This is a genomic window from Thermaurantiacus tibetensis (assembly GCF_015354055.1).
GTDB classification, from domain to species: Bacteria; Pseudomonadota; Alphaproteobacteria; order Sphingomonadales; family Sphingomonadaceae; genus Thermaurantiacus; species Thermaurantiacus tibetensis.
The window spans coordinates 223,742-236,008 of the sequence record NZ_JACHTM010000004.1; the positions used below are offsets into that span (position 1 = coordinate 223,742).

Consider the following 12,267-nt stretch of genomic DNA (forward strand, 5'->3'; position numbering starts at 1 on the left):
CCCGAATAGACCAGTTTCCAGACCGGTTCAAGCCGGGGTCCGGGGCCGCTCGGCCCTCAGTGCGCCAGCCCCTCCGCCATCCTTGTCCCCAGCGCGCGGAAGCGCCACCAAAGGGCGCCTGCCGAGAGGAAGCTGGCGACAATGACCGCCCAGAGGATGCCCTCGAGGCCATGGCCCAGCGTGATGGCGAAGGCCCAGGCCAGCGGCAGCATGACCGCGATATAGGAGACGGCGTGCATCATGGTCGGGAACCAGATGTCGCCCCGGGCGCGCAGCGCATTGGCCGCCACCACCTGCACCCCGTCGGCCATGTAGAAGAGCGCGCCGAGCGCGAGCGCTCCGGGAAGGATGGGGAGCACCTGCGGGTCCCCGGTGTAGAGCCGGGCGACGGGCCCGGCGCCCGCGAACAGCACGACCGAGACGGCGGCGAGCAGGGCCAGCGTCACCCCCATGCCGAGGCGGAAGGCGCGAAAGACGCCGGGCAGGTGCCGCGCGCCCACCGAGCGGGAGACGAGCACGGCGGTTGCCGTCGCAAGCCCCAGCGGCGCCATGAAGACGACCGCCGCGACATTGCCGACCACTGCCCAGGCCGCGACCGTCAGCGCCGAGATCTGCCCGGCAATCACGTTGAGGAGCGAGAAGCCGCCGCCTTCCATCACGTAGGAGGCGCCCGCGGCATAGCCGAGGCGCCGCTGCTCGCGCGCTTCCGCCGGGTCGGGCGCGTGGCGGCGGAAGGCGCCATAGGCCCGCGCCGGCCTCCAGAGGAGGAGCATGACGAGAAGGGTGAGCATCAGGAAGCTGCGCGCGCCGAGCGTCGCCCAGCCGGCGCCGACTGCACCCTCGACGCCGAAGGGCGAGTGGCCCGGCACCAGCCACAGCGCCAGCGCGAGGTTGACGGCGTTGGCCAGCCACAGCGCGATCGCCGGCTTCTCGGGCCGCTCGTGCGCCTCGAACCAGAAGATGAGCGCGTCGGCCACCAGATAGGGGGTGAGCGAGAGGGCGAAGATGGCCATCGCGGCGGAAGCCCCCCGGGCAAGCTCGGAATCGAGCGCGAGGTGAAGCGCCGGCGGCCCCAGGAGAAGCAGCGCCGCCGTCGAGACCAGGCCGATGACGAGCGCATCGCCAATGCCCCGCTGCAGCACGGCGCCCGTGCGTTCGGGCCGGCCGGCGCCGCGGTGGCGCGCGGTCAGCACCTGGGTGCCGAGGAGCAGGCCGATCCCGCCGACCAGCACGATGGCGGTGAGCGACCAGCCGAGCGCGTGGTAGCCGAGCTCGACCGCCGAATGGCGGCCGACGACGATGGCGTCGGTCACGCCCATCGCCATGATGCCGAAGCGCGAGACCATGACCGGCCCGGCGAGCCGCAGCAGCTCGCCAAGCGTGCCTTCGGGCGCGGAGACGGGCGCGCCGGTCCGGCTGTCGGGAGGCGGCGCGGCGTCCATGGCGGCGGCCCCTTACTTGAAGCCATTGCCGGCCGAAAGGTGGCGGGCTAGGCGGCGGCCATGACGACGGTTGCCTCCGACCAGCTCCGCCAGTTCATCGAGCGGATCGAGACCCTCGAGGAGGAGAAGGCCGCGGTCATGGCCCAGATCCGCGAGGTCTATGCCGAGGCCAAGGGCACCGGCTTCGACCCGAAGACGATGCGGGCGGTCATCCGTCTCCGCAGGATGGAGACGCACAAGCGCGCCGAGGCGGAGGCGCTGCTCGAGACCTACAAGGCGGCGCTGGGGCTGGCATGACGACAAGCCTGTTGCGGAACGGGAGACGGGACTGATGCGGATCCTGGGTGGGCTTCTTTCGCCCTACGTCATGCGGGCGGCGCTCGCGGCCCGCTTCAAGGGGCACGACATTCCGGTCGAGATGCCGGAAGGGGGCCTGAAGTCGCCCGCCTATCTGGCACGCAACCCCATGGGCAAGATGCCCTGCCTCGAGGACGGGGACTTCCACCTGCCCGAGTCCGCCGTCATCGCCGAATATCTCGACGAGACGCTCGACGGCCCGAAGCTCCTGCCGGCAGACCCGAAGGCGCGAGCGAAGGTGCGGCTCCTTGCCCGCTTCGCCGACCTCTACCTCGCACCAGCGCTCACCCCCATCTTCCGCGCGCGCGAGAAGCCGGAAGAGGTGCCCGCCGCGCTCGAGGCGCTGGGGAAGGCGCTCGACCAGCTCGAGACGCTGCGCGGGGCCGATACCCCATGGGCCGCAGGCGACGCGCCAACGCTTGCCGATGCGACGCTGATGCCGGTGTTCTTCTTCCTCGACGCCTTCGACGGCGCCTTCGGCACCGCGAAGCTGCTCGAGGCGCGCCCCGGGCTTGCCGCCTGGTGGGCGCGGGCCAAGGCGAGCCCCGAAGGCCAGCGGATGGTGGCCGAGCAGGGCGCGGCGCTCGCGGCCTTCATGGCGCCCAGGGCGGCCTGAGCGGCGACGGGGCCGGGCAGGGGCGACGGCGACGGGCGCGAAGGGACGGCGGACCGGGCCGGCGGCGGAACGGACGGGCGGCGGGCCGGGCGGGCGGCGGAACGGGCGGGCGGCGGAACGGGCGGGCGGCGGAACGGACGGGCGGCGGAACGGGCGACCGGGCAGGCTGCGAGAGAGAAGGAGGGCTGATGCGGATCAGGGTGAACGGCGAGGACCGCGAGGCGAACGCACCAGACCATCGCCTCCTCGTCGACTGGCTCCGGGAGGATCTCGAGCTCACCGGCACCCACGTCGGCTGCACCACCAGCCAGTGCGGCGCCTGCAACGTCATGGTCGACGGCGAGGTGGTGAAGGCGTGCACCACCCTCCTCGCCAGCTGCGCCGGCTCCGAGGTGGTGACGATCGAGGGGCTGGGCACGCCCGAGGCGCTCCACCCCATGCAGGCGGCCTTCAGGGCGGCCCACGGCCTCCAGTGCGGCTTCTGCACGCCCGGCATGGTGATGGCGGGCATCGCCATCGCCCGCGCCCACGGGCCCGACGTCTCCGAGGCGACCATCCGCCACGAGCTCGAGGGCAACCTCTGCCGCTGCACCGGCTACCAGAACATCGTCGCCGCCATCCGCCAGGGCGCGCGCGCCATGGCCGAGGCCGGCCTGCTCGAGGAACCCGCATGACCCCCTTCACCCTCGCCCGCCCCGAGAGCCTCGAGGCCGCGCGGCGCGCCTTCGCGGGCGATGCCGCCTTCCTCGCCGGCGGCCACACCCTCATCCCGGCGATGAAGTCGGGCCTGCGCAGCGTCGAGACGCTCGTCGACCTCGCCCGCGTGCCGGGGCTCGATTCCATCCGCCGCGAGGGCGACCGGCTCGTCGTCGGCGCCATGGCCCGCCACGCCGCTGTCGCCGCCTCGCCGCTCGTCAATGCCACCATTCCCGGCCTTGCCCGGCTTGCCGCCGGAATCGGCGACCCGCAGGTCAGGCGGCGCGGCACCATCGGCGGCTCGATCGCCAACAACGACCCGGCCGCGGACTACCCGGCCGCCGTCCTCGCGCTCGATGCCATCATCGAGACGAGCGAGGGAACCCACGCTGCCGACGACTTCTTCCAGGGCATGTTCGCAACGGCGCTGGGGGACGGCGAGATCATCACTGCCGTCCACTTCCGCGTGCCGCACGCCTTCGCCTACGCGAAGTTCCGCCACCCCGCCTCGCGCTACGCGCTGGCCGGCGTCGCCGTCGCCCGCTTTCCCGAAGGGGTGCGCGTCGCGGTCACCGGCGTCGCCTACTCGGTCTTCCGCTGGACCGAGGCCGAGGAGGCGCTCTCGGCCAGCCTCGACGCCGAGCTTCCCACCCTTGCGCGGGACGACCTCACCTCCGACATTCACGCCTCGGGTGAATACCGCGCCCATCTGGCCCGGGTGATGCTCGCCCGGGCGCTTGCAGGAGTGCGGGGATGATCGTGACGACGACGCCGACGGTCGAGGGCCGGCCGGTCCAGGAGTATCTCGGCGTGGTGGCAGGCGAAGCGATCGTGGGGGCCAACCTGTTCCGTGATCTCTTCGCGAGCATCCGCGACATCGTCGGCGGCCGCGCCGCGTCCTACGAGCAGGTGATGGAGTCGGCGCGCGAGACCGCGCTGTCGGAGCTCGCCGCCCGCGCCGAGGCGCTCGGCGCCAACGCCGTCGTGGGCGTCAGCCTCGACTACGAGACGGTCGGCGGCGGGAGCTCGATCCTCATGGTGGCCGCAACCGGCACCGCCGTCCGGGTCTGAGCCCTCCGCCCCGCCGCGGGGGGCAGGGCGGGCGAGGGCGGGGAAGGCAGGGGTCGGCGCAGCCGGGCCCGGGGCGGAGCGGGGAAGCGGCGGAGCGGAGGAACGCGCCGCGCGGGCTGCCCACCCGCGCCGCGACCCGGCGTGCCGCGCCCGGCCCCTCGCCAGCCTGCCCCCGCCGCGGTGGAGCCCGCCGCTACTCCGCTGCCTGCCGGAGCTCGGCCCGGAACTGCTCCCGCTTCGGCCCGAGATAGCCGAACAGCCAGGCTGCCACCTTGCGCATCTGGATCTCCTCCGAACCCTCGGTGATCCGGTACCGGCGGTGGTGCCGGTAGATGTGCTCGAAGGGCTTGTGCCTCGAATAGCCGATGCCGCCATGCACCTGCATCGCCCGGTCGGCGGCTTCGCACACCAGCCGGTTCGCCCAGTAGTTGCACATCGAGACCTTGTCGGAGAGCGTCTTCTCCACCTCCGGCTTCGACATGCGGTCCATCTCCCACGCAGTCTTGCGGATGAGGAGGCGCAGCATCTCGCACTGGGTCGCAAGCTCGACGAGCGGGAACTGGATCGCCTGGTTCTCGGCGAGCGCCCGGCCGAAGGGCTTCCGCGCCCTGGCATATTTCACCGCCTCCTCGATGCAGTAGGTGGCAGCGCCGAGCGAGGAGGCCGCCTGGCGGATGCGGTTCTCGTGGACGAAGTGCTGGGCAAGCGCGAGGCCGCCGCCCAAGGGCCCGAAGATGGCGCTCTCGGGCACCCACACGTTCGTGAACGAGACGCGGGGGTGGTCCGTCGGCATGTTGAAGGTCCAGAGATACTCCTCGATCCGCACACCCGGTGCATCGGCGGGGACGAGGAAGCAGGTGATGCCCGAGGCGTCCCCATCCTGGCCCGAAGTGCGGGCGAAGAGGGCGCAGTGGGTCGCCACATGCATGCCCGTCGTCCACATCTTCTCGCCGTCGATGCGGAAGCCGGCCACGCCGTTGCGGCGCTCGGGCACGGCGCGGGTCTCCATGTGCGTCGCATCCGAGCCGTGGTTCGGCTCGGTGAGCCCGAAGGTGATTCGCCGCTCGCCGTTCAGCATCCCTTCGATGAACTCGGCCTGCTGCTCGGGCGTGCCGAAGTCGCGGAACATGAGCACGAACGGGTTGTTCCCCACGATCGAATGCTCGTTCTGGAGATCGTTGTGAAGGCCCAGGCCCTTGGCCGCCAGATGCTCGCGGATGACGGCCATCCAGAGGTTCGAGCCGTCGCGCCCGCCATATTCCTTCGGCATGGCGAAGCGGTAGTGGCCGGCCCGGTCGGCCCGGCGCTTCGCCTCGGTGAGGAGCGCCTCCCACTCCTTGCGCGGCAGGCCGCCGTTCTCGAAGTCGGTCCGCGCCCATTCGCGGCGGTGGTCGAAGAAGCGGATGTTGTCGTCGGCCTCTTCGAGCGGCTTGATCTCGGCCTCAATGAAGGCGTCGAGCTCGGCAAGATAGGCGACGAGATCGGCGGGCAGATCGAAGTCCATGGCGTCCTCCTCCGCGGCCTTCCTGCCCGCTTGCCGCCGCTTCGCCAACCCCGTCTTGCGCGAGGCTGAAGCCCCGTCAGGCCGCGCGGCGGGCGTCGACCGCGACGCGCGCGAGCGCGCCGTCCTCGTCGGCGAGGAAGAGGGCGGCATGGAGGTTCACCGTCGGGTCGACGTGCCCGGGCTGGAGCCAGACGAGCGCCCCCTCCGGCGGAAGCGGCGGGTCGGGACGGAAGCCGGAGTCGCAGTCGAGGCGCGCGACTGCCCCGGCGAGCGCCAGCGTATCTGCCGCGGTGGCGAGGTGCGGGAGCGCCGCGGGGTGGACGATGGCGCCATGCTCGTCGCCCTGGAAGCGGAAGCGGCTGCCCTCCGGCGCGCCGGCCACCACCCGCGGCGGGGGGCCGTCGGCCGCGAGCGCCTTGAGACCGGCATCCACCGTCACGTGGGTCCGGTGGGTCGCGGAGACGACGGCGGTGGCGAGGAAGAGCGCGGGCGCGAACTCGGCGCCGGCCTCGGCATACTGCACGTCCATGAAGGCGTAGGAGCCGGCCTGGAGCTCGGTGAACACGCCCGAGGCAAGGTCGAGGGGGGCCGTGCCGGTGCCGCCGCCGGTGACCGTGGCGGGCGCGAGGCCGGCGGCGCGGAGCGCCTCGACCAGCCGGGCGAGCTCGGCCACGGCAGCGGCGTGCGCGGCGGCGCGCTGGGCATGGTGCTGGAGGTGGCCGAGGTAGCACTGCAGCCCCTCGAACCGGAGCCCGGGCGCAGCAGCGGCAAGGCGGGCGAGGGCGGGCGCCTCGGCCGGCGGCACCCCGCTGCGGCGCTGGCCGAGATCGACGTCGACGAGGAGGCCGAGCGTCGTGCCAAGAGCGGTCGCCGCGTCCGCAAGGCGCGCGACCTGGGCGGGGCTGTCGGCCACGGCGGCCACGCGGTAGCCGGCGGCCGCGAGCGCGGCGAGCGGGGCCGCGCCCCAGGGCGGGACGGGCGCGGTGACGAGCAGGTCGGCGATGCCGGCAGCCGCGAAGGCCTCGGCTTCGCCCACGGTCTGGCAGCAGAGGCCGACCGCCCCGCGCGCGACCTGCATGCGGCCGATGGCAGAGGCCTTGTGCATCTTGCCATGCGCACGCAGCCGCACGCCCGCGGCGTCGCACGCGGCCTGCATGGCGGCAAGGTTCGCCTCGAGCGCGGCGCGGCGGACGACGAGCGCGGGCGTGCGGGGCGGCGGGATGCGGGCGAGGAGCGCCGTCAGCTGTTCCACGGCAGGCGGTCCAGGTCGACGTTGCCGCCGGTCAGGATGATGCCGACGCGCCGGCCCGCCACGTCCACCTTGCGCTCGAGGATGGCCGCCAGCGGCAGCGCGCAGCTCGGCTCGACGACGATCTTGAGCCGCTCCCAGATGGTGCGCGTGGCAGCGACGATCGCGGCCTCCGAGACGGTCACGATGTCGCGGGCAAGCCAGCACATGATCTCGAAGGTCATCGGCGACATCGCGGTCGTCACCCCGTCGGCGATGGTCGTGACGGGGAGCACCTGCGGCTGGAGCATGCGGGTGCGGAAACCGCGCGCGGCATCGTCCGCGGTCTCGGGCTCGACTCCGATGACGGCGGCGCGCGGCGCGTGAGCGGCGGTTGCGATGAGCGTGCCCGCAAGCAGGCCGCCGCCGCCTACGGGAACGAGCAGGAGATCGAGCGGACCGGGCGCGTCGGCGATGAGCTCGACGGCCGCCGTTCCCTGACCGGCCACGACGGCCGGGTCGTCGAAGGGCGGCACCAGGGTCGCCCCCGTCTCGGCGACGATCCGCCCGGCGGCCTCCTCGCGCGCAGCGAGCGTCGGCGCGCAGGAGACGATGGTGGCGCCATAGGCCTCGGCCGCGGCCCGCTTCGCCGCCGCCGCGGTCTCGGGCATGACCACATGGGCGGCAAGGCCACGGAGCGCAGCAGCGTGGGCGAGGGCTGCGGCGTGGTTGCCCGAGCTGTGGGTGGCAACCGCCCTGACCCCGGATGGAAGCGCGAGGACGGCATTGGTCGCGCCGCGGGCCTTGAAGCTCCCCGTCTTCTGGAAGTTCTCGCACTTGAAGAGGAGTTCGGCCCCTGTCTGCCGGTCGAGCGACCGGCTCCTGAGGATCGGGGTCCGGTGGACGTGGGGGGCGATGCGGCCGCACGCCTCCTCCACGTCGGCAATCATTGGTGGTGGCTTCACCCGTTGGTCCCGTGGCGCCGGCAGGTCGTGAGGTCGGCAAAACTGGCGCACCGCGAGCGGCTTGCCAAGAGCCGCGGGCTGGCTGGGGTGCCAGGATTCGAACCTGGGAATGGCGGAACCAAAATCCGCTGCCTTACCGCTTGGCGACACCCCAATCCGGCCGGGAGGCGCGCTTTAGCGCCGCTGCCGCCAGCTTGCCAAGCCCCGGCGCGCGCCTTCGGCCCTCAGCGGCGCGGGTGCGGCACGCCGCCGGGCTCGGGAGCCGGCCGGGTCGCGAGCCGGAGGAGCGCGAGGTAGCCGACAAGCGTGACACCAAGCCAGAAGAGACCCGTGCCCGGCACGAGGAGCGCCCCGAGATTGGGAAGAAGCACGAGGAGCAGCACCCAGGGGAGCGGCCTAGGCCAGCCCCAGCGGGCATGGAGATAGTGGTGGAGATGGTCCCGGCCCGGCGTGAACGGGGTTCGGCCCGAGGCGAGGCGGTGGAGGATGAGGCGGATGGTATCATAGACCGGCAGCGCGAAGATGAGCGCGACGTCGGAGGCGCGCATCGCGGCGAAGCCGTTGTTCCAGGCGTGGATGGCGATGAGGCCGAAGATGGCGGAGAGCGCGTAGCTGCCGCTGTCGCCGAGGAACAGGCGGCCGTGCCAGTTGAACCAGAAGAGGACGACGAGCGCGCCGCCGATGGTGGCGACGAGCGGTGCCTGCTCCGGTGGCAGCCGGAAGAGCAGCACGAAGGCCCAGACGATCGCCTGGCCGATGACGAGACCGTTCTTGCCGTCGGCCATGTTGACCGCGTTCAGGAGGCCGATGAGGCAGAGGAGCGTGAAGCCGATCCCGGCAAGCGTCGGGAACACGAGAAGCTCGCGCTGGCCTTCGAAGAGGAGGAAGGCGAGCCGGAAGTCCGGCACCTGAAGGAGCACGAGCGCCAGAAGTCCGGTTGCGAACAGCAGGCGAAAGGGAGCGGTGAGCCCGAAGCGGTCGTCGGCGACGCCGGTCGCGAACAGGCCGATCGCGGCGATCGCGAACCACGCCCGGTCGAACCCGGCGCCGACGCCGGGCACGAGGAGGCCCGCGAGCGCGGCGAGGAGCACGGCAAGCCCGCCGACGAGCGGCGTGACCCGGGCATGGAGCTTGCGCCCGCCCGCCGGGTCGGGGAAGTCGAGGAGCCCGAGCGCGCGGCCGATCCGGTCCGCGCTGTGGCCGATCACGAAGGCGATTCCGGCGCCGGCAGCCATGGCGCCGAGCACGGCCAGCACGGGCGCCGACCCGGTCAGCGCTCCGCTCATCGGGTGGCGAGCACGCCGACGGTCGCGGCCGAGACCGCAAGGTTGGCAATGATCGACGAGACGTCGCGGAAGACCGAGAGCCGGTAGAGCGGGTCGATGTTCTTCGGCACGACGATCGTGCTTCCGGGCGGCGGCGTCACCCGCGTCCGCGCCGCCCACAGGCCGGTCCGGATCGGCTGGGCGAGCCCGTTGGGGAAGACGATGTAGGCCCGGCCTTCGTCGGCGGTCGCAAGCGTGCCCCCCGCGTCGCGCAGATAGGCTTCGGCCGGCTTGCCGTCGACGAACTGGAGCGCGCCCGGGTTGAGGACGTCGCCGAGAGCCAGCACGTAGTTGGGCCGCTTCGGAATCGAGATGGAGTCGCCGGCCTCGAGCAGGGTGTCGAGGTCGGGGCGGATGGCAAGGACGCGCGGATCGGCCTCCACCACCACCCGCCCGGTCGCCTCGGCGGAGGCGATGAGCTGGATGAGCGCTGCAGCCCCCTGCAGCCCCTCGGTGCCTCGGCTCTCCGAACGCGCGGTGACCGCAAGCAGGCTGTTGTTGAGTTCCCGGGCGGTGCGGCGGAAACCCTCCTGCTCGGCAAGCCGCACCCGCTGGCGCGTGAAGATGGCGCCATAGGGGTAGGCATTCTCGGTGAGCCCGCCTGCACGCGCGAGGAGCTGCGAGAGCGTCTCCCCCTTCCGGATGGTGTAGAGCCCGGGCCGCATCACCTCGCCCGAGACGAGCACGGCCGAGGTCTCGAAGGCCGGCTGGCGGCCGTTGAACCGGAGGTCGTCGCCGACCGCGAGCCGGAGCTCGGACATCGCCCGGTCCCCGGCGGCCAGCGGCACGCTCTCGAAGCCTGCATCGAGCGCGCGCGTGACATCGAGGGAGAGAGCGGTGGTGCCCGGCACCAGCCCTTCGGCCAGCGCAAGGAGCTCGCCGGCGGTCGCGGAGCCGGCGATGGGGTAGGCACCGGGCTGGCGCACGGCACCGGTCACCGTCACGCTGTTCTCGAGAAGGACGGCAAGCAGCTCCGGCTCCAGCTCGAGAACCGGGGCACAGCCCGTCGGCGCATCGGCCCCCCGCTGCAGCCGGCTTGTATCGCGGACCGTTTCCCCGAGATTGGCCCCCGTCGCTGCCACCGCCGCCTGGCCCTCGCCCTCGCGGACGACCAGGCTCCCGCGGGTCGCCGCGGCAAAGCGCAGCGAGCCCGTGTCGCGCACGAGCGTCGCGAGACGCTGCAGAGAGCGGCACTGCGGCAGCGGGTTGGGCTGGCCCAGCACCACGGTCCGCACGGCCACGCTGTTCAGGAAGGCGATGTCTGCGCGCGAGAGGAGGAACAGGCGGTCCTGCCCGCGCAAAGGGGTTGCGGTCATGCCGCGCAGCTCGCGGGCGAGATTGACCGGCTCGAACAGGCGGGCGCCGGTGCCCGGATCAACCCGCTCGAGGACGGCGAAGGCCTGATAGGTGTCGGGCCGGAGCAGCTCGACAGGGCCGACGAGGTCGGCAACCGTCCGGGCCGTCGCGAGCGGCCGCGGACCCGGGTTATCGACATGTCCGTCGAGGACGACCCGACCGACCGCGCCGCCGGCGGAAAGGCCCACCACGAACAGCGCGTCCCCCGCCTCGACCGCGGCCTCCCGGCCAACCCCGCGGATGAAGCGTTCGGCCCCGTCGCTGCCCACGCGCGCAACGACAATGTCGGCCCCGCGGCCCCTGAGCGGCCCGCCGGCGAAGGCGAGGACGTCGGCCGCGCGGGCGGAGCCGCGCAGCTCGTAGATGCCCGGTCGCGCCACGGCGCCGGTCACCGCGACCGTCGGGCCGATGACGGGGACGACGATCCGGTCGCCATCCCGAAGCTGGAGGGCAGGCGGCGCGCCGATGCCAAGGAAGGGGTAGAGGTCCACGACGGTGGCGCCGCCGGCGCGCACCAGCCGTACCTGCCGCAGCGTTCCGGTGCGGCGGACACCGCCCGCCTGGGCGATCGCCGTCATCACGTCCGCGAGCGAGGAGAGCTGGTACTGGCCCGGGCGCTCCACCTCGCCGCCGACGAACACGCTAATGGCGCGCACCTGCCCCACCGACACGAACGCGTCCGTGGCAAGCAGGGTGGCGCGGGTCTCGGCCTGAATGTCAGCGCGCACGGCCGCGAGCGTTCGCCCCGCCGCCGGGATGGGCCGCAGCTGCCCGATGATGAGCCGGCCGTCGCGGTCCACGCGCGCCGTGCGGCTGTCGTTGGTGGCGCCGCGGAATACGACCTGCACCTCGTCACCGATCCCGAGCACGTAGGAATCGCCCACGGCCCCCGTGCGGCCGCCGGTCGGGGCGGGAGCAGCCTGGAGCACGTCGTAGCCGAACTGGCGGAGCGTCCGGTCGCCGGTGCGGGCGCGAAAGTCGCGTTCGAGCGGAGTCGGCTCGTAGAGTTCCGCGAGCTCGGCGCGGGCCCGCGCCCGTCGAAGCTGCTGCTCCTCGAGCGTGTCCACCCTGCCAGGAAGGCCGCCCATTCCCGGCCCGGCCGCCTCGCCGGGCTCTCCAGGCGGCGGGGCGGCAGGCCGTTCGGCACCCGCCGTGTCGCCTGCCCCGAGCGACCGCTGAATGGCGCGAAGCGCCTCCGGGTCGATGGCCTGTGCCCCCGCTGCCCCGGGGATCACACCCGCAAACGCTATCGCGCATCCCAGGGCCAGCACGCGGTGGAGAAACGAGACCCCGAGGTGCAGCAACGTTCGCCCCTTCACCGGGGCGGCCATAGGCAAGAGGGTTACCACGGGTCAACAGCGCCGGAGCGCCGTCGTGGGCACGCCGCTCAGGGGAGGGGACGGGCGCGCCGGGCGGCGACTTCCTCGCTCACCACCCGCGCCAGCGTGTCCGCGGACGCCCCTGCGGGACCGGCGCCCTGCCCGAGGCCGGTCGTCGAGGGAACCAGCACGAGAAGCGCGACGATCGCAACCACGGCCGCGATCTCGCCGAGGCGTACCGGCGATACGCCCGTGCGCCGCCACCGTTCATCCGCCAGCCGCAAGGGATGATCCTGGGTCATTTCCAATCCTGAGCACTTTTCCCCGACGCTCCGCCCTGCAGCGCCTAGCTAGACCATGTTGCAGTCGCGAGACAGAGGTAAATGTG

12 protein-coding genes and 1 tRNA gene are annotated in these 12,267 nt (G+C 72.8%); 5 read left to right on the forward strand and 8 right to left on the reverse strand.

All coding sequences use genetic code 11. The annotated features are described in order from the left end of the window. Positions 1-56 precede the first annotated feature (56 nt). Positions 57-1,442: an MATE family efflux transporter gene (locus tag H3H34_RS11590; protein WP_194745442.1), complete on the reverse strand. Its 1,386-nt coding sequence runs from the start codon at positions 1,440-1,442 to the stop codon at positions 57-59. Positions 1,443-1,502: 60 nt separating this feature from the next. On the opposite strand from H3H34_RS11590, the gene H3H34_RS11595 reads away from it, so the two are divergent. The 5 genes from H3H34_RS11595 to H3H34_RS11615 all read left to right on the forward strand — a co-directional run bounded on the left by H3H34_RS11595 (position 1,503) and on the right by H3H34_RS11615 (position 4,182). Beyond that, entirely contained in the window at positions 1,503-1,739 is a 237-nt protein-coding gene (locus H3H34_RS11595) for a DUF2312 domain-containing protein (RefSeq protein WP_194745443.1), read from the forward strand. A 34-nt stretch (positions 1,740-1,773) separates the two neighbouring features. Then, on the forward strand, positions 1,774-2,415 hold the full coding sequence (locus tag H3H34_RS11600; protein WP_194745444.1) for a glutathione S-transferase family protein: 642 nt from the start codon (positions 1,774-1,776) through the stop codon (positions 2,413-2,415). Between the two features lie 188 nt (positions 2,416-2,603). After that, complete coding sequence (locus H3H34_RS11605; RefSeq protein ID WP_194745445.1) at positions 2,604-3,089, forward strand: (2Fe-2S)-binding protein; 486 nt, start codon at positions 2,604-2,606, stop codon at positions 3,087-3,089. Next, complete coding sequence (locus tag H3H34_RS11610; protein ID WP_194745446.1) at positions 3,086-3,868, forward strand: FAD binding domain-containing protein; 783 nt, start codon at positions 3,086-3,088, stop codon at positions 3,866-3,868. Before H3H34_RS11605 ends, H3H34_RS11610 begins: the two co-directional genes overlap by 4 nt. Beyond that, positions 3,865-4,182, forward strand: a complete 318-nt coding sequence (locus tag H3H34_RS11615) for a heavy metal-binding domain-containing protein (RefSeq protein ID WP_194745447.1) — start codon at positions 3,865-3,867, stop codon at positions 4,180-4,182. Before H3H34_RS11610 ends, H3H34_RS11615 begins: the two co-directional genes overlap by 4 nt. A 193-nt stretch (positions 4,183-4,375) precedes the next feature. On the opposite strand, the gene H3H34_RS11620 is transcribed toward H3H34_RS11615, so the two are convergent. The 7 genes from H3H34_RS11620 to H3H34_RS11650 form a co-directional block, all read right to left on the reverse strand. After that, positions 4,376-5,686 carry an acyl-CoA dehydrogenase family protein gene (locus tag H3H34_RS11620; protein ID WP_194745448.1) on the reverse strand — a complete coding sequence of 437 codons (1,311 nt, stop codon included), beginning with the start codon at positions 5,684-5,686 and terminating at the stop codon, positions 4,376-4,378. Between the two features lie 76 nt (positions 5,687-5,762). Then, complete coding sequence (locus tag H3H34_RS11625; protein WP_328831964.1) at positions 5,763-6,938, reverse strand: alanine racemase; 1,176 nt, start codon at positions 6,936-6,938, stop codon at positions 5,763-5,765. Beyond that, a complete protein-coding gene (locus H3H34_RS11630) occupies positions 6,926-7,879 on the reverse strand; it encodes a pyridoxal-phosphate dependent enzyme (RefSeq protein ID WP_328831966.1) in 954 nt (317 codons plus the stop codon). The genes H3H34_RS11625 and H3H34_RS11630 overlap by 13 nt, the downstream gene beginning before the upstream one ends. 79 nt (positions 7,880-7,958) lie before the next feature. Beyond that, positions 7,959-8,033 (reverse strand) — tRNA-Gln (locus tag H3H34_RS11635). 70 nt (positions 8,034-8,103) lie between these two features. Beyond that, complete coding sequence (locus H3H34_RS11640; protein ID WP_194745449.1) at positions 8,104-9,165, reverse strand: MraY family glycosyltransferase; 1,062 nt, start codon at positions 9,163-9,165, stop codon at positions 8,104-8,106. Beyond that, positions 9,162-11,648 carry an SLBB domain-containing protein gene (locus H3H34_RS11645; RefSeq protein WP_194751916.1) on the reverse strand — a complete coding sequence of 829 codons (2,487 nt, stop codon included), beginning with the start codon at positions 11,646-11,648 and terminating at the stop codon, positions 9,162-9,164. The genes H3H34_RS11640 and H3H34_RS11645 overlap by 4 nt, the downstream gene beginning before the upstream one ends. Before the next feature lie 299 nt (positions 11,649-11,947). Further along, positions 11,948-12,181 carry a hypothetical protein gene (locus H3H34_RS11650; protein ID WP_194745451.1) on the reverse strand — a complete coding sequence of 78 codons (234 nt, stop codon included), beginning with the start codon at positions 12,179-12,181 and terminating at the stop codon, positions 11,948-11,950. Positions 12,182-12,267: the final 86 nt, after the last annotated feature.